The organism is Ensifer sp. CCNWLY38, from assembly GCF_037120565.1.
Classification (GTDB): domain Bacteria; phylum Pseudomonadota; class Alphaproteobacteria; order Rhizobiales; family Rhizobiaceae; genus Ensifer; species Ensifer adhaerens_H.
On the sequence record NZ_JBBBBO010000031.1, the window covers coordinates 1 to 14,783 of the forward strand.

A 14,783-nucleotide genomic window follows, 5' to 3' on the forward strand; every position below is an offset into this window, starting at 1 on the left:
GGCCGGTATGTGGTGAACTGGTTTGGTGAGAACAGGTGTAGCCGACCGGATTTCGCTGCTGAATTGCAATAATAATTTCGATTGAATTGCGGAAAATGAAATAAAGGTTGAGTTGTTGAAACTCCGCCATCGATCTCGCGGATGCCGGGCCTGTGCGGATCGCGGTTGCTCGTTGGCCCTGGCCTCTTGGGGCCGGGGCAAATCCAGGGAGGCATCCGCGCAACGTTCCATCTGATCAAACCGGGTGAATCATGTCGCGCGCATAGGCAAGTCCGATGCCGTATCCGCCAGCATGTGCCTCCACGATCGCCCGGGCACCATCGTAGGTCTCCTTCCGTGTCCAGTCCCGCTGGAGCTCGAGCAGAAGCTGCAGCCAGGATGTCATCGTCGCGCCTGCCTTCTCCATTCTTCGCAGGGCAAGGGCGTGGCTCTCCGCGGTGATGCCGCCGCATGTGTCGGCTACGACGAAGACCTCATAACCATCAGCAAGCGCGGAAAGAACAGGGAAGGAGACGCATGCTTCGGTCAAGAGACCGGAGACGACGAGCTTGCGGCGGCCCGTTCTGGCGACGGCGTCACGAACGCCGTCGTCCTCCCAGGCATTCATGTTGCGCCGCTCGATCACCGGAACGTCCGGGATGACGCTCCTGATCATCGGCATCAGGGGGCCGCTATAGACCTTGGATGCGGAGGTCGACACGACGATCGGCAGGTTGAAGACGCGCGCAGTTTTGGCAAGAGCCACTGTGTTTCCGACCAGCAACTGGCGATCGCCGGATCCCACGCCGAAGGCGAGTCCAGCCTGCTGGTCGACGATCAGGAGCAATGGCTCGTCGGGTGTCAGAAGCGGAAGGGGCGTCATTTCTTTTACTCCAGGGAATAGCTCACAGCTGGAAAAGATAGCGGTCCGGCTTGCCGCCGGCTTGAACGCAAAGGCGGCATTTTGCCGAAAGCACTTGGATTTTGGTCGGCTGTGACCGCGTACGTCGACGGCGACCGGCGCACATACGCGCGATCAGGAGCCCCCCGCTTCCCGCTTCGTTGACAAGATCGAACCCGAACCGTGCGCGGGGATGTGGCTAGCGCTGTCCCCGCCATAGCCCTGGCATGCGCCGCATGCATGCGAATCCGGGTCTTCACGGGATGCGAAACTCTGTTTGAGTCCCCGATAAAAAAGCACTCCTTCATGCTCTTGACATTGTGCAATCGATTGCGTTAAAAGACGTGCAATCGATTGCACAATGGAGAGATCCCATGGACGCAGCAGAGACGAAGGCTAGGCCCACCCACGTTATCGAAAATCAGGTGGAGGTGACGGGAGTGGTGCTCGACGCGATGTCGCGAGCGACCAACGTCCGCCTCAGGGAAATCATGGAATCGCTCGTCAAGCATCTGCATGCCTTCGCCCGCGAAGTTCGCCTCAGCGAGGATGAATTCGAGCAGGGGATCGATTTCCTCAACCGGATAGGGCAGGCGACCAACGACGCTCACAATGAGGGCGTGCTGTTCTCCGATGCGCTCGGCTTTTCCACCCTGGTCTGTCTGCTGAACAACGGCCAGAACGGCGCAACGGAAACCGCCGCGGCCTTGCTCGGACCCTTCTGGCGGATGCATTCGCCGTCGACCGAAAACGGTGGTTCGATCATCCGCTCGCAGACGCCCGGCCCGGCCCTCTTCGCTGAGTGCCGCATCACCGATCCCGACGGCAAGCCGATAGAAGGCGTCGAGATCGACGTCTGGCAGGCGTCCCCGGCCGGCCTTTACGAGAACCAGGACCCGGACCAGGCAAACATGAACCTGCGCGGCAAATTCCGGACCGATGCGCAGGGCCGCATTTCTTTCCGCTCGGTGAAGCCCGCGGGCTATCCGGTGCCGACCGACGGGCCGGTGGGCGAGTTGCTGCGCGCGCAACTCCGCCATCCCTACCGCCCGGCGCACCTGCATTTCCTCTGCTTCAAGCCGGGCTACAAAACCCTCATCACCCAGATATTCGTCGATGACGACGAGCATCTGGAAAGCGATGTGGTGTTCGGCGTCACCCGCCACCTGATCGGCGATTTCACGCAAGGCGCCGGCGCGCCGCCGGCTGCCGATGTGACCGGCCCCTGGTACCGGCTTGCCTATGAATTCGTGATGGAACGCGGCGAAGCCAAGCTTCCGGCTCCGCCGATCCGCTGACCCCAACATTAAAAAACGGATGTATCTCATGTCGAACACAGAACAGCTGAAACGCGAAACCTATCCCCGTTCGCTCGAAGGCAAGGTTGCGCTCGTCGTCGGTGGCGCCGGTGCCATCGGCGCCGCAACCAGCCGCATGCTCGCAGCGGCAGGAGCGACGATCGTCGTCACGCATATGGACACGGAGCGTGATACGCTGGCGGTCGAAGCGTTGATCAAGGAACTCGGCGCGCCTCACGCCGCCTATGTGGCGAATGTCGTCGACACGGCTTCACTCGTCGCGCTTCGCACGACGCTTGATCAGAAACACGGCCGCCTCGACATCCTGGTCAATGCCGCCGGTTTCACCAAGCCCGTCCCGCATGCCGACCTCGATGGGCTCACCGACGAACTCATCGACCTCATGTTGCAAGTCAACTGGCGCGGCCAGTTCGCGACCATCCGTACCTTTGCGCCGCTGCTGAAGGCATCTGGCGACGGATTGGTCGTGTCGATCTCCTCGATCGCCTCCTTCACCGCTGTCGGTTCGTCCATTGCTTATTGTGCGGCGAAGGCCGGCATAGACGTCATGACCAAGGCTTTGGCGCGGGCGCTTGCGCCGGAAATCCGGGTGCTGGCGGTCTCGCCGGGCGTCGTCGATACCGAATTTGTTCCGGGCCGCGGGGCCGACTTCAACGACAAGGTCAAGGCCTCGACGCCGCTGAAGCGCATCGGCACCGCCGAAGACATCGCCGCGGCGATCACCGCCTGCGCCACCATGCTCCGCTACTCGACCGGGCACATCATCCAGGTCGACGGCGGCCGGGCGCTCTAGCACTTTGATTCTAGAGCATCTTTCCGCCTCGAGTGATTTCACTTGAGAGCGGGATGCTCTAGCCAGGTAAACGGGAGGAAACCATGACACGCGCACCGCTGCCGAAAGTGTTCATCACCTGCGCGATCACCGGCAATATTACCCAGCCGGAGCAGACGCCGCATTTGCCGATCACGCCAAAACAGATTGCCGATTCCGCGCTGGAAGCGGCAGATGCCGGGGCGGCGATCGCCCATATCCATGTCCGCGATCCCAAGACCGGGCGGCCGTCGATGGAACTCGATCTTTACCGCGAGGTGCTCGATCGCATCCGTGCGAAGAATTCCGAGCTGATCATCAACCTGACAACGGGGCCGGGCGGCCGCTTCGTACCGTCAGAGCATGATCCGAAGATCGCGGGCGAGGGCACGACGCTGATGGTGCCGGAGCGCCGCGTCGAGCATATCGTCGCGCTGAAACCCGATATCTGCACGCTCGATCTCAACACTATGAATTCGGGCGGACAGGTGGTCATCAACACGCCGGCCAATATCCGCCGCATGGCGAAGGTGATCGCTGACGCCGGCGTCAAGCCAGAGATCGAGTTGTTCGATTCCGGCGATATCGCCCTGCTTCATGACCTGATCGCCGACGGCACGTTCAAGGGACCGCTCCTGACTTCCTTCGTGATGGGCGTGAAGTACGGCTTCCAGCCGTCCCCGGAGACCGTCCTCTATGCCCGCGGGCTGCTGCCGGCCGACGCCGCCTTCACCGCCATCGGCATCGGCCGCTCGGCCTTCCAGATGGTCGCCCAGTCCTATCTGGCCGGCGGCCATGTCCGGGTCGGGCTTGAAGACGCCGTCTATATCGAACGCGGCGTGCTTGCGCCCTCCAATGCGGCCCTCGTCGAGAAAGCGCGCCGCATCGCCGAAGATCTGGGGGCCCAGATCGCCAATCCATCCGAAGCGCGCCGCATTCTCGGCTTGCGCGAAGCTGCGTGACAGGAGGCCTTGATGATGAACAACGAAGATTTGAACATTAAAACGGCAACGACGGTGCGGGGCCTGCGTCTCCATGCCAAGGCGCCGAGCTACGACGCGATCGAGCTCCCTATCGAGACGCATCCGCTTCGGCCTCTTCGGCCAGGCGAGGTGCTCGTCGAAATCCATGCGGCGGCCGTCAATCCCTCCGATGCCAAGGCAGCAACGGGCCTGATGCCCTATGCGGTGTTTCCGCGAACGCCTGGCCGCGATTTCGCGGGCCAGGTGGTGGCAGGCCCGCAGGACCTAATCGGAAAGCGTGTCTTCGGTTCGTCCGGTGACCTCGGCATCCGGCAGAACGGTTCGCAGGCGAGCCACATGATCGTCGAGGCCGACGCCGTCGTCGAGGTTCCCGACGGCATCGACATCAAGGCGGCCGCAGGGATCGGCGTGCCCTTCGTCACGGCCTGGCAGGGTCTGCAACGGGCCGGATTGCCCGCAGCCGGCGAGACCGTGCTCATCCTCGGCCTCAACGGCAAGGTGGGGCAGGCGGCGGCCCAGATCGCAACCTGGCGAGGCGCGCGCGTCATCGGCGTCGTGCGCCGGGACGAGGCCTATCAGGGGCACGCCAATGCGCCGATCGAGGTCATTGCCGCCGACAAGACGGATGTGCCGGCGCGAGTTCGCGAACTGACCGACGGAAAGGGCGCCGATATCGTCTACAACACGGTCGGCGACCCGTTCTACGAGATCGGCCAGAAGTCGCTTGCCGTGCGGGGCCGGGCGATCTTCATTTCGGCGATCGACCGTTTCGTCAACTTTGACCTGCTTGCCTTCTACAAGGGGCAGCACACCTATGTCGGCATCGACACGATTTCGCTGAACTCGGTCGAGACGGGCGCGATCCTCAAACAAATGGCGCCGGGCTTTGCCGCCGGCAAGCTCAAGCCGTTTCCCATCGTAGAAACCGCGATCTATTCGTTCGAAAACGCCCATGAGGCCTATCAGGCCGTCATGGCGTCCTCGCGCGACCGCATCGTGCTCGTTCCGGGAGCGTGAGGCCGTGCACGTCGTCAAGTTCACGGACGCTCCGCCCTACCAGGCGCCGGGCCACGACAAGATGAGGATGGTTCGCCTGCAGGGTCTCGAGGCCGGGCCGTCCGATACGGCCTGGCTCGGAGTGTCGACGTTGGAGCCCGGCGGCGGCACGACCCTTAGCAGTTCGCCCGTCGAAAAACTCTACGTCGTTCTCGACGGCAAGGTCACGGTTTCGAACGGCAACGAGGAGGTCGTTTTGGAGCCATGGGATTCCTGCCGCATTGCACCGGCGGAAGGCCGGAAGCTCTATAATGCGACGGACCGGCCGGCAACGATCCTCTTGGTGATGCCGACGACCCAGCCGCCGTAAGGCAAGCGGCCGCTATCTCAAAATTTCGATGCCAGTTCACGTGACGGGTTGCCCGTCGCGGCAATCCTGCTCGTTCCGAAGGGAGGACCTTTCATGACGCATGCTTCCGCCACGCCAAAGCCGCGCAAGCCTTGGTATCAGATACTCTACATACAGGTTTTGATCGGCATCGCGATCGCGATCGTCTTCGGTCACTTCTGGCCCGAAACGGCCATCGAGATGAAGCCCCTCGGGGACACCTTCATCAAATTGATCAAGATGGTGATCGCGCTCGTCATCTTCTGTACCGTGGTCTCGGGCATTGCCGGCATGAACGACCTGAAGAAGGTCGGCCGCGTGGGCGGCAAGGCCCTTCTCTATTTCGAGGTCGTCTCGACTCTGGCGCTCGCCATCGGCATGGTGATCGGTAACGTGCTCACGCCCGGCGCCGGCTTCAACGCCGACCCCGCCACCCTCGATGCCGACGCCGTCAATGTCTATGCCGGCAAGGCGGCGGAGCAATCCGTCACCGAATTCCTCATGAACATCGTGCCGAAGACCGTGGTCGACGCTTTCGCGCAGGGCGATATCCTGCCCGTCGTACTGATCTCGGTTCTGTTCGGCTATGTCCTGTCGCATCTCGGCGATCGCGCCAAGCCGATCCGCGATGTCATCGAGGCCGGTTCGCATCTCGTGTTCGGTGCCATCAATGCGATCATGCGCCTCGCCCCCATCGGCGCATTCGGCGCGATGGCCTTCACCATCGGCAAATACGGCGTGTCGTCGCTCGGACCGCTCGCCTTCCTGATTGGCACTTTCTATCTCACCAGCATCATCTTCGTGCTTGGCGTCCTCGGTCTGATCGCCTGGTGGACCGGGTTCAGCATCATCAAGTTCCTGGCCTATATCAAGGAAGAGATCCTGATCGTGCTCGGCACCTCGTCGTCCGACTCAGCGCTGCCGAGCCTCATGGAAAAGTTGACGAATGCCGGTGTGGCCAAACCCGTCGTCGGTCTGGTCGTGCCGACCGGTTACGTATTCAACACCGACGGGTCGTCCATCTACATGACGCTCGCAGCCCTGTTTGTCGCTCAGGCGACCAATACGGACCTTTCGCTCAGTCAGCAGATGGCAATCTTCGGGGTCGCCATGCTCACCTCCAAGGGTGCATCGGGCGTCACCGGCGCGTCTTTCATCGCCCTTGTCGGCACGCTTTCGGTGGTGCCGGCAATCCCGGTGGCCGGCATGGCACTCATCCTCGGCATCGATCGCTTCATGAGCGAGGCGCGCGCCCTCGTCAACATGATCGGCAACGGCGTTGCGGCGATCGTCATGGCGAAGTGGGAGGGCGAACTCGACGAGGCCCGTCTCCAGGCGGCGCTTGCCGGCAGCCCGCTCGCCGATACCGAGGCCGTCGACGACCTGGATGTCACTGCGACGCCGGAACTTGCCGCGAAAATCTGATGGCTGCGGGGCCGCGGTGAACGCGGCCCCGTGGCACCGGATCATAGTGACCATCGGAGTGTGAAATGAGCCTCTACGACCTCGAAAACTGCAAGCCGTCGCTGGATGAAGATTTGGGGTGGATCGCGCCGGATGCTCAGATCATCGGCAAGATCCGTATCGCAAAGGAGGCCAGCGTCTGGTTTGGCGCGGTCCTTCGCGGCGATAACGAACGGATCGACGTCGGCGCCCGCAGCAATGTGCAGGACGGTGCGATCCTCCATACCGACCCGGGTTTTCCGCTGGTGATCGGCGAGGACTGCACCATCGGCCATCGCGCCATTCTGCATGGCTGCACCGTCGGCAACGGCTCGCTCGTCGGCATGGGCGCGATTGTCATGAACGGGGTGGAGATCGGGGAAGGCTCGCTCGTCGGAGCGGGAGCCTTGGTCACGGAAGGCAAGTCGTTCCCGCCCGGCTCCTTGATTCTCGGCTCGCCGGCAAAGCTTGCGAAGACGCTTTCGGCCGAGGTGTCCCAACGCCTCAAGGCATCCGCCGAACGCTACGTCCGCAACGCGATCCACTATCGCGATCATCTCGTCTCAAAGGGTTAGCGGCAGCGCCGCACATCGACAAGGGAGCACGCCCCGTGAAGAAGGTAATGAGCAGCGCGACCGAGGCCCTGGCCGGTCGCCTCAAGAACGGCATGACGATCCTCTCGGGCGGCTTCGGTCTGAGCGGCATCCCCGAGGCGCTGATCCTGGCGATCCGCGAGGCCGGAGTCACTGGCCTGACGGTGATTTCCAACAATGCCGGCGTCGACGGGATCGGCCTCGGCGTCCTGCTCGAAACGCGCCAGATCCGCAAGATGGTCTCGTCCTATGTCGGCGAGAACAAGACCTTTGCGCAGCAGTATCTGTCGGGCGAACTCGAGCTCGAGTTCACGCCGCAGGGAACGCTGGCGGAGCGCATCCGCGCCGGCGGGGCCGGCATCCCGGCCTTTTACACGCGCACCGGGGTCGGCACGATCGTCGCAGACGGCAAGGAGACCCGCGACTTTGACGGCGAGACCTATGTAATGGAAAGGGGCCTGCGCGGGGATCTTGCCATCGTGCATGCCTGGAAGGGCGATACCGAAGGAAATCTGATTTTTCGCTACACCGCCCGCAACTTCAACCCGATGATGGCGACAGCAGCGGACTTCACCGTCGCTGAGGTCGAGCAACTTGTGGCGGCTGGCGACCTCAATCCCGACGGGATCCATACCCCCGGCATCTATGTCGACCGCGTCGTGCATGTCGCCAATCCGGAAAAGCGCATCGAACAACGCACGACAAGACCGCGGGCCGCGGCTTAGGAGGACTGACTGATGGCATGGACTCGCGATCAGATGGCGGCACGCGCCGCAAAGGAATTGCAGGACGGTTTCTACGTCAATCTCGGCATCGGCATCCCCACGCTGGTCGCCAATCACATTGCCCCCGGCATCAGCGTGCAACTGCAATCCGAAAACGGAATGCTCGGGATGGGGCCGTTCCCATTCGAAGGCGACGAGGATGGCGATCTGATCAACGCCGGCAAGCAGACCATCACCGCGCTGCCGACGACCAGCTTTTTCTCGTCTGCCGACAGCTTCGCCATGATCCGCGGCGGTCATATCGACATCTCGATCCTCGGCGCCATGGAGGTGGCGGCCAATGGCGATCTCGCCAACTGGATGATCCCCGGCAAGATGGTCAAGGGCATGGGTGGGGCGATGGACCTGGTGGCCGGCGTCAAGCGCGTCGTGGTGGTCATGGAACATGTCGCGAAGGATAAGACGGGCGCCATTCAACCAAAGCTGGTTCCGCATTGTTCGCTGCCACTGACGGGCAAGGGCGTCGTCGGTCTGGTCATTACAGACCTCGGCGTCTTCAAGCCACTGCGCGATGCCGCTGCATTCGAGGTTCTCCAACTTGCCGATGCCGTGACGATCGAAGACATCAGAGCCGCCACCGGCACTGAGATCGTCGTTTCATCGCGGCTCGCCGTGAGCGCCTGACCCGCGCTTGAACGAGCCGGTGTGCAACCGCGACTGCTGCCGCGGTTTGCCAACTTCAAGCATCTCGCTGGCGGCACGCGCTGCCGATCCTGCTCATAGTGGCGAAGGAAACGAACTGATGTCGTCGAAAAGAATCCACTCCGCAGCCTCGGTGACCGCCGCCGAGGCGCTTGAGTTTCATGCCATGGGGCGCCCCGGCAAGCTCGAGATCACGCCGACCAAACCGATGGCGACGCAGCGGGACCTTTCATTGGCCTATTCGCCCGGTGTCGCCGAGCCCGTCAAGGCGATAGCAGAAGACCCATCACGTGCCTTCGACTACACGACGCGCGGCAACATGGTGGCGGTGATCTCGAACGGCACCGCCATTCTCGGCCTCGGAAATCTCGGGGCGCTCGCATCAAAGCCTGTGATGGAGGGTAAATCGGTCCTGTTCAAGCGGTTCGCGGACATCGACTCGATTGACCTCGAGGTCGATACGTCGGACCCTGAGCAATTCATCAATTGTGTGCGCTTCCTCGGTCCTTCCTTCGGCGGCATCAATCTCGAGGACATCAAGGCGCCGGACTGTTTCATCATCGAGCAGCGCCTGCGCGAGATAATGGATATCCCGGTCTTCCATGACGATCAGCATGGCACCGCCATCATCGCGACCGCAGGGCTGATCAACGCGCTACACATCACCGGACGCGACATGAAGACTACGCGTCTTGTCTGCAATGGGGCAGGTTCGGCGGCGATCGCCTGCGTCGAACTCATCAAGTCCCTCGGCTTTCCGTCGGAAAACGTCATTCTGTGCGATACCAAAGGCGTCGTTTATGAAGGTCGCGCCGAAGGCATGAACCAGTGGAAATCCGCCCATGCGGTGAATACGAAGCTGCGCACGCTGGCCGAAGCGATCGACGGCGCCGACGTATTCTTCGGTCTTTCTGCCAAGGGAGCGCTGACGCCGGCCATGGTGCTGTCGATGGCGAAAAACCCGATCATCTTCGCCATGGCAAACCCGGATCCCGAGATCGCGCCGGAGGAAGTCGCAGAAATCCGCGACGATGCCATCATGGCCACGGGCCGCTCGGACTATCCGAACCAGGTCAACAATGTCTTGGGCTTTCCCTATATCTTCCGCGGTGCGCTGGATGTCAGGGCGACGACAATCAATGAGGCCATGAAAGTGGCGGCCGCGCAGGCGCTGGCCGAACTTGCCCGCAAGGACGTGCCCGACGAAGTCGCTGCCGCCTACCAGGGCAACCGGCCGAAGTTCGGCCCCAATTACATCATTCCGGTACCGTTCGACCCGCGCCTCATTTCAGAAATTCCGCTCGCCGTCGCGAAGGCTGCGATGGAGACCGGCGTCGCACGTCGCAACATCGATGACCTGCAAAAATATGCTCAGGAGTTGTCCGCCCGCCGCGATCCGATCGCTTCGACCCTCCAGCGCATCTACGACCGCGTGCGCCTTCAGCCGAAGCGTGTCGTCTTTGCGGAAGGCGAGGAGGAGCGGGTCGTCCGCGCGGCAATCGCATTCGTTAATCAGGAGCTCGGAACGGCGATCCTCGTGGGCCGTGAGGATCGCATCCGTGAAACAGCAAACAGCGCCGGTCTGGATATTGCCAGCAGCGCCATCGAGATCACCAATGCGAGGCTCTCGCCTCGGAGCGGTAGCTATGCCCAGCATCTCTACGCGCGGCTACAGCGCAAAGGCTTCCTGCTTCGCGATTGCCAGCGCCTCATCAACAATGATCGCAACCACTTTGCGGCCAGCATGCTGGCGCTTGGCGACGCCGACGCGATGGTCACCGGCCTGACGCGCCACTACTCATCCGCTTTGGAGGATGTCGGGCGGGTGATCGATCCGCGCCCGGGTCAACGCGTTATCGGCGTCTCGATCGCGCTCAGCCGCGGGCGCAGCGTTATCGTGGCGGACACCTCCATCCATGACTTGCCCAATGCCGAGCAGTTGGCAGATATTGCGGAGGGAGCTGCTGGTTTCGCGCGGCGCATGGGTTACGAACCGCGTGTCGCGATGCTCGCCAACGCGACCTTCGGCCAGCCGCAAAGCGAGCGTTCCGAGCGCGTGCAAGAGGCCGTGCGGATCCTCGACATTCGCAAGGTGGATTTCGAGTATGATGGCGAAATGGCAGCCGACGTTGCGCTCGATCATCACCTGATGCAACAGCAGTATCCGTTCTGCCGATTGTCAGGTCCGGCCAACGTCCTGGTCATGCCGGCCCTGCATTCAGCTTCGATTTCGACAAAGATCTTGCAGGAACTCGGCGGGTCGACCGTCGTGGGTCCGCTTCTCGTTGGCCTCGATAGATCGGTGCAGATCGTACCGCTCAATGCGCGCGATTCCGACATCGTCAATTTGGCGGCGATCGCCGCCTTTGGAACCGACGGCAGCTGAGCAGATGTCGGCGGCTGCAGCCAGGTCGCCGCAGCCCGCGAGCCAGGCTGCAGGCTTTGACGAACGTCAGCCAGGATTGCGCTGCTCGGCCGCTTGCACCGGCGTAAGCGGGGGCCGCTTGCGCCATTGCCCAAGTCGGCCCTCTTCGTGACCGGCGGCAAAGAGCTGTTGCATGTAGCTTCGATCAAATTCTGATTTCGGGCTCAGTGTGAACTGATCCGGGATCGATGCGTAATAAAGCTGACCGCGGGCGGCCGTCGTCTGAATCTGCAGGCGCATCAGATCGGAAATCGCCTGATACTTGATCAACGTTTCGATCGAACGGCGGGCGATACCGAGCGCTGTTTCTTCCGTCGTGGCGTACTCGGGCGTCAATCGCCCGTTGCGGATGAGATAGAGTGTTCGCGAGCGGGCATGACCAAAGTAGCGCCTCTCATATCCGGAGAGCTCAATGTTGGGAGGGGCGAAGAAGATCTGCGCCACTGTCCCGCCGTCGACATGCAATTCCTGCCTGGCCTGACCGTCCAGTCTTACATCGATCCGAACTGGTGGGAACACCGCAGGTATGGCCGCAGACGCCAACAGGATGTCGATCATGTGTTCTCGACGATCGGTGCGCGCGCTGGCCGCGATCGCGGACAGATCCCAGACAACAGGACGCTGGGCATCAATGTTGGTGGTTTGGACAAGCAAACGCCGGCCGATGCGGTACTGCGCCGCAATTTCTGCGACCATTTCTTCGGTGAGATAGCGACCGATCAATTGCCGCAACGGCCCATTATCGTAGAGACCACGGCCCATCACGCCGAACAGGCCGAGATTTCTATAGATATCGCGGTCACCATACTGCGTGAAAACTTCGCGCAATTCCCGGTCGTGGGACGGCCCAAGGAAGGCAAAGGGAGCCGCCAAAGCGCCTGTGCTGACGCCAGTCACGACCTCGAATTGCGGTCGATTGCCCCTCTCGCTCCAGCCCGTCAGGTATCCGGCGGCAAACGCGCCGTCGGCGCCTCCGCCCGAAATGGCGAGAAAGTCGACATGATTGACGGCAGTGGACGGGCGGCGTCCTGAGCGAGCCGCATCGTGTGTCTGCGTGTACTGTTGCGCAATGAGCGAACGTAGAGTGGGCGTGACCTCGTCTCCCCAGAAGCGGGCAAGGTCCACCTGTTCGATTTGCACAGCCGAAGCCTGTTCTGCCGGAACCGAGATACGCTCAGGCCCGGCGACACATGCCGTCAGTAGACCGGATGCAAAAAGGAGCGGCATGATTGAGGATCGAAATCCCTGAATGCGCGCAAAAATGGTCGCTGACAACGACATCGCCCTTTGATCCCCCACCTTTTTCTCCACCCCTCGCTTGCGACCGATTTCAGTCGCGTTCGCCGCCCGCACGCGGGCTTGCCGGATACAGTCGGCGGCGTATCGTTACGGTGATCGCCAGCAACATTGCGATCAATTCCAGAGCGTGGGAGGCGAACGTGCTGCTTGCGAGCACGAGCGCCGCCATGATCAACAGAAGCCAGTGCACCGAGCCATGTTTGGACGCCCGGTCGCGAACCAGCCAGAGGGCGATCAGGTACATCGCGATCGGTATGCAAAAGGCGAGAGCGGCAAGCTGTTGCGAAACGGTCCCGTCGCGGGCGACGCTAAGAAACACCGTAAAGCCGGCGGCCGTCGCCGCTCCCGCGGCGAAAAGCAGACAATGTCCGTAGGCCCAGGTCAGAACGGTGCCAGGTTTGCGGCTGAGCAGCTGTTCGTTGCGGTCAAAGTACAGTCCCCACATCGAAAACGCGATGATGGAGCACAGGGCCGCCCACCAGAAATGCCTTAGTTCCGGCGTCGCGGGATCCGAGATAATCAAAGCGATGGCGGCAAAACATTCGCCAAGGACGATGATATTGAACGAGTTGTAGCGATCGATGATGTGACCGTGATGCCAGTTGCTGGCGGTCCCGCGCTCGGCCAGCAGCGGGACCGCCAGCTCGCCGGCCGCGCCGAGCGCAAAGAGCGGAAGGTAGAGCGGCGCTTCAGGGGAAACTGTGATGATCAGGGTGTTCCAGTAGACCTGCATGCCGCCGATCCCGGCCGCGTAGCGCAGAGCCGCCGGGCGGGCATGCCGATCCCCGTTCGCCGCGCCGAGCCACAGGGCGATCATGCCCAGTCGCATGATGCTGAAACCGATGAGGACGAGCCAATGCGGTTCATCGCCGAGGCCGCTTCGGATCCCTCCGGCAAGGGTAAGCGATCCGAACATGATGACCATCGTCACCACACGGAAGGCGGCCGACTTGTTGTCATAGCCCGAGGCGAACCATGTGTAGTTCGCCCAGGCCAGCCAGGCCATGAAAAAGCTGCAGGCGAAGCGGACGACGCCGGGCGCGAGTTCGCCGGCTTCGATGTCCTGTGCCAATCCATGGGCGGCGGCGCCCACCGCCACGACGGTGGCAAGATCGAACATCAGTTCGAGTGAGGTCGCGCTGCGGTTGACCTCGTCGCGATCGCGCGGGGGCAGGCTGAAAGCGGCTATCGCGGACAAGGCTGGCCTCCCTTCGAGATCACGCTTGGAGGCGGCAAAACGACGGCGGCCATCGTTCAGCCCGGCTTCTTCGTGTCTTGCGGTGAATAGAAAAGGCCGACCAGGAGCAACAAGAGAGCCGGGAAGAGCATTCCCGCAACGCCCACCGTGACTTGCGCAAACGCGCCGCTAGCACACCCCATCACAAAGCCGAACACCAGAATGATCGACGTCAGCGACTGCCCCCACTCTTCCGGCTTCTCGGCATAGCCGATGAGGCGACGGGCAGCAGCGACTGCGAGGCCGGCGATGTTGCCCGTCATCAGCGAAAACGGTGGGCCGAGCCTTGGATCGAGACGCTCGATCGCCGTCAGCATCCCCATCGCGACGACGGCGAGAAGGGCGCATGCGGATACTGGCCCGGCATCGAAGATCGCAAGAAGGGCGGCCGTTGCAAACGCGGCCGCGGCGATGATGAGCGTCCAGAATGTCGCGCGCTCGAGAGGCTTGATCCAGGCGACGAGGATGGCGGCCAGGCCCGCGCCCACCATGAAGAGCGGGAAGGTCATGATCTGTAGATCGCGCAAGCCGCCTTTTTCGTGACCGACCAGTCCCAGTCCGAGGAGCACGACATTGCCCGTAACCAGCCCCACGAAAAGGCCGCCCAAGTGAATGAAGAAGAGTGCGTCAGCGAACCCGGAAATGAACGCCAGTGCCAGTGAATTGCTTTTCCCGCGAAGTATGTTCAGCATCGTATGCCGCTACCCCCTATTGCTTTAGCCATGGCGACATTCTCGATTGCAGCGATAACGAAACCGTCGACGCTGGTGTCACCTGGCATGGCGTGAAGCGAGCTCTGATCCCGCGGTGCGCCCATGAAAACGAGTCTTGACAGGACAATGCGGGTCCCTGGTCCGTCTGCGCGACAACCCAGGGGACCGAGTGATGCTCACTTCGCCGGGTTCGGGCCGATCGTCTTGCCGTGGCGGACGCGTTCGTCACCCTTGTGAACCATGGTGACGGCGTAATCGATGCCCATGCC

At 62.1% G+C, this 14,783-nt stretch carries 14 protein-coding genes and 1 pseudogene; 10 read left to right on the forward strand and 5 right to left on the reverse strand.

The window, feature by feature from the left end; genetic code table 11:
* Positions 1–235: 235 nt before the first annotated feature.
* On the reverse strand, positions 236–862 hold the full coding sequence (locus V7S54_RS32945; RefSeq protein ID WP_065377491.1) for a hydrolase: 627 nt from the start codon (positions 860–862) through the stop codon (positions 236–238).
* Positions 863–1,254: 392 nt separating this feature from the next.
* Here V7S54_RS32945 and V7S54_RS32950 point away from each other — a divergent pair, with 392 nt between their 5' ends.
* The 10 genes from V7S54_RS32950 to V7S54_RS32995 all read left to right on the forward strand — a co-directional run bounded on the left by V7S54_RS32950 (position 1,255) and on the right by V7S54_RS32995 (position 11,226).
* Positions 1,255–2,178 carry a dioxygenase family protein gene (locus V7S54_RS32950; protein WP_065377492.1) on the forward strand — a complete coding sequence of 308 codons (924 nt, stop codon included), beginning with the start codon at positions 1,255–1,257 and terminating at the stop codon, positions 2,176–2,178.
* Positions 2,179–2,206: 28 nt separating this feature from the next.
* Positions 2,207–2,992, forward strand: a complete 786-nt coding sequence (locus tag V7S54_RS32955) for an SDR family NAD(P)-dependent oxidoreductase (protein WP_336409979.1) — start codon at positions 2,207–2,209, stop codon at positions 2,990–2,992.
* Between the two features lie 83 nt (positions 2,993–3,075).
* On the forward strand, positions 3,076–3,972 hold the full coding sequence (locus V7S54_RS32960) for a 3-keto-5-aminohexanoate cleavage protein (protein ID WP_065377493.1): 897 nt from the start codon (positions 3,076–3,078) through the stop codon (positions 3,970–3,972).
* Positions 3,973–3,987: 15 nt separating this feature from the next.
* The gene (locus V7S54_RS32965; RefSeq protein ID WP_336557623.1) at positions 3,988–5,010 is read left to right on the forward strand and encodes a quinone oxidoreductase family protein; all 1,023 of its coding nucleotides are present in this window, start codon (positions 3,988–3,990) and stop codon (positions 5,008–5,010) included.
* Positions 5,011–5,014: 4 nt separating this feature from the next.
* A complete protein-coding gene (locus V7S54_RS32970; protein WP_336409981.1) occupies positions 5,015–5,359 on the forward strand; it encodes a cupin domain-containing protein in 345 nt (114 codons plus the stop codon).
* Between the two features lie 93 nt (positions 5,360–5,452).
* Positions 5,453–6,802, forward strand: a complete 1,350-nt coding sequence (locus tag V7S54_RS32975; RefSeq protein ID WP_336409982.1) for a dicarboxylate/amino acid:cation symporter — start codon at positions 5,453–5,455, stop codon at positions 6,800–6,802.
* A gap of 65 nt (positions 6,803–6,867) precedes the next feature.
* Positions 6,868–7,395, forward strand: a complete 528-nt coding sequence (locus tag V7S54_RS32980) for a gamma carbonic anhydrase family protein (protein ID WP_065377496.1) — start codon at positions 6,868–6,870, stop codon at positions 7,393–7,395.
* A 47-nt stretch (positions 7,396–7,442) separates the two neighbouring features.
* A complete protein-coding gene (locus V7S54_RS32985) occupies positions 7,443–8,138 on the forward strand; it encodes a CoA transferase subunit A (RefSeq protein WP_336409983.1) in 696 nt (231 codons plus the stop codon).
* Positions 8,139–8,150: 12 nt separating this feature from the next.
* Positions 8,151–8,822: a 3-oxoacid CoA-transferase subunit B gene (locus tag V7S54_RS32990; RefSeq protein ID WP_065377498.1), complete on the forward strand. Its 672-nt coding sequence runs from the start codon at positions 8,151–8,153 to the stop codon at positions 8,820–8,822.
* Positions 8,823–8,940: 118 nt separating this feature from the next.
* Entirely contained in the window at positions 8,941–11,226 is a 2,286-nt protein-coding gene (locus V7S54_RS32995) for an NADP-dependent malic enzyme (RefSeq protein ID WP_336409984.1), read from the forward strand.
* A 66-nt stretch (positions 11,227–11,292) separates the two neighbouring features.
* Here V7S54_RS32995 and V7S54_RS33000 read toward each other — a convergent pair whose 3' ends face one another.
* The 4 genes and pseudogenes from V7S54_RS33000 to V7S54_RS33015 form a co-directional block, all read right to left on the reverse strand.
* Entirely contained in the window at positions 11,293–12,546 is a 1,254-nt protein-coding gene (locus V7S54_RS33000) for a patatin-like phospholipase family protein (protein ID WP_336409985.1), read from the reverse strand.
* A gap of 49 nt (positions 12,547–12,595) precedes the next feature.
* A complete protein-coding gene (locus V7S54_RS33005) occupies positions 12,596–13,762 on the reverse strand; it encodes a low temperature requirement protein A (protein ID WP_336409986.1) in 1,167 nt (388 codons plus the stop codon).
* A 56-nt stretch (positions 13,763–13,818) separates the two neighbouring features.
* Positions 13,819–14,493 (reverse strand): YoaK family protein, encoded by a 675-nt coding sequence (locus V7S54_RS33010; RefSeq protein ID WP_336409987.1) that lies wholly within the window; start codon positions 14,491–14,493, stop codon positions 13,819–13,821.
* Positions 14,494–14,690: 197 nt separating this feature from the next.
* A pseudogene (locus tag V7S54_RS33015) lies at positions 14,691–14,783 on the reverse strand (hydrolase); the annotation flags it as partial.

Excerpts from the sequence above, each read along its gene's own strand:
- V7S54_RS32985 (WP_336409983.1), top strand. The coding sequence starts at position 7,443 with ATGAGCAGCGCGACCGAGGCCCTGGCCGGTCGCCTCAAGAACGGCATG.
- V7S54_RS32955 (WP_336409979.1), top strand. The coding sequence starts at position 2,207 with ATGTCGAACACAGAACAGCTGAAACGCGAAACCTATCCCCGTTCGCTC.
- V7S54_RS32980 (WP_065377496.1), top strand. The coding sequence starts at position 6,868 with ATGAGCCTCTACGACCTCGAAAACTGCAAGCCGTCGCTGGATGAAGAT.
- V7S54_RS32945 (WP_065377491.1), bottom strand. The coding sequence starts at position 862 with ATGACGCCCCTTCCGCTTCTGACACCCGACGAGCCATTGCTCCTGATC.
- V7S54_RS32960 (WP_065377493.1), top strand. The coding sequence starts at position 3,076 with ATGACACGCGCACCGCTGCCGAAAGTGTTCATCACCTGCGCGATCACC.
- V7S54_RS32950 (WP_065377492.1), top strand. The coding sequence starts at position 1,255 with ATGGACGCAGCAGAGACGAAGGCTAGGCCCACCCACGTTATCGAAAAT.
- V7S54_RS32975 (WP_336409982.1), top strand. The coding sequence starts at position 5,453 with ATGACGCATGCTTCCGCCACGCCAAAGCCGCGCAAGCCTTGGTATCAG.
- V7S54_RS33000 (WP_336409985.1), bottom strand. The coding sequence starts at position 12,546 with ATGTCGTTGTCAGCGACCATTTTTGCGCGCATTCAGGGATTTCGATCC.
- V7S54_RS32965 (WP_336557623.1), top strand. The coding sequence starts at position 3,988 with ATGAACAACGAAGATTTGAACATTAAAACGGCAACGACGGTGCGGGGC.
- V7S54_RS33010 (WP_336409987.1), bottom strand. The coding sequence starts at position 14,493 with ATGCTGAACATACTTCGCGGGAAAAGCAATTCACTGGCACTGGCGTTC.
- V7S54_RS32995 (WP_336409984.1), top strand. The coding sequence starts at position 8,941 with ATGTCGTCGAAAAGAATCCACTCCGCAGCCTCGGTGACCGCCGCCGAG.
- V7S54_RS32990 (WP_065377498.1), top strand. The coding sequence starts at position 8,151 with ATGGCATGGACTCGCGATCAGATGGCGGCACGCGCCGCAAAGGAATTG.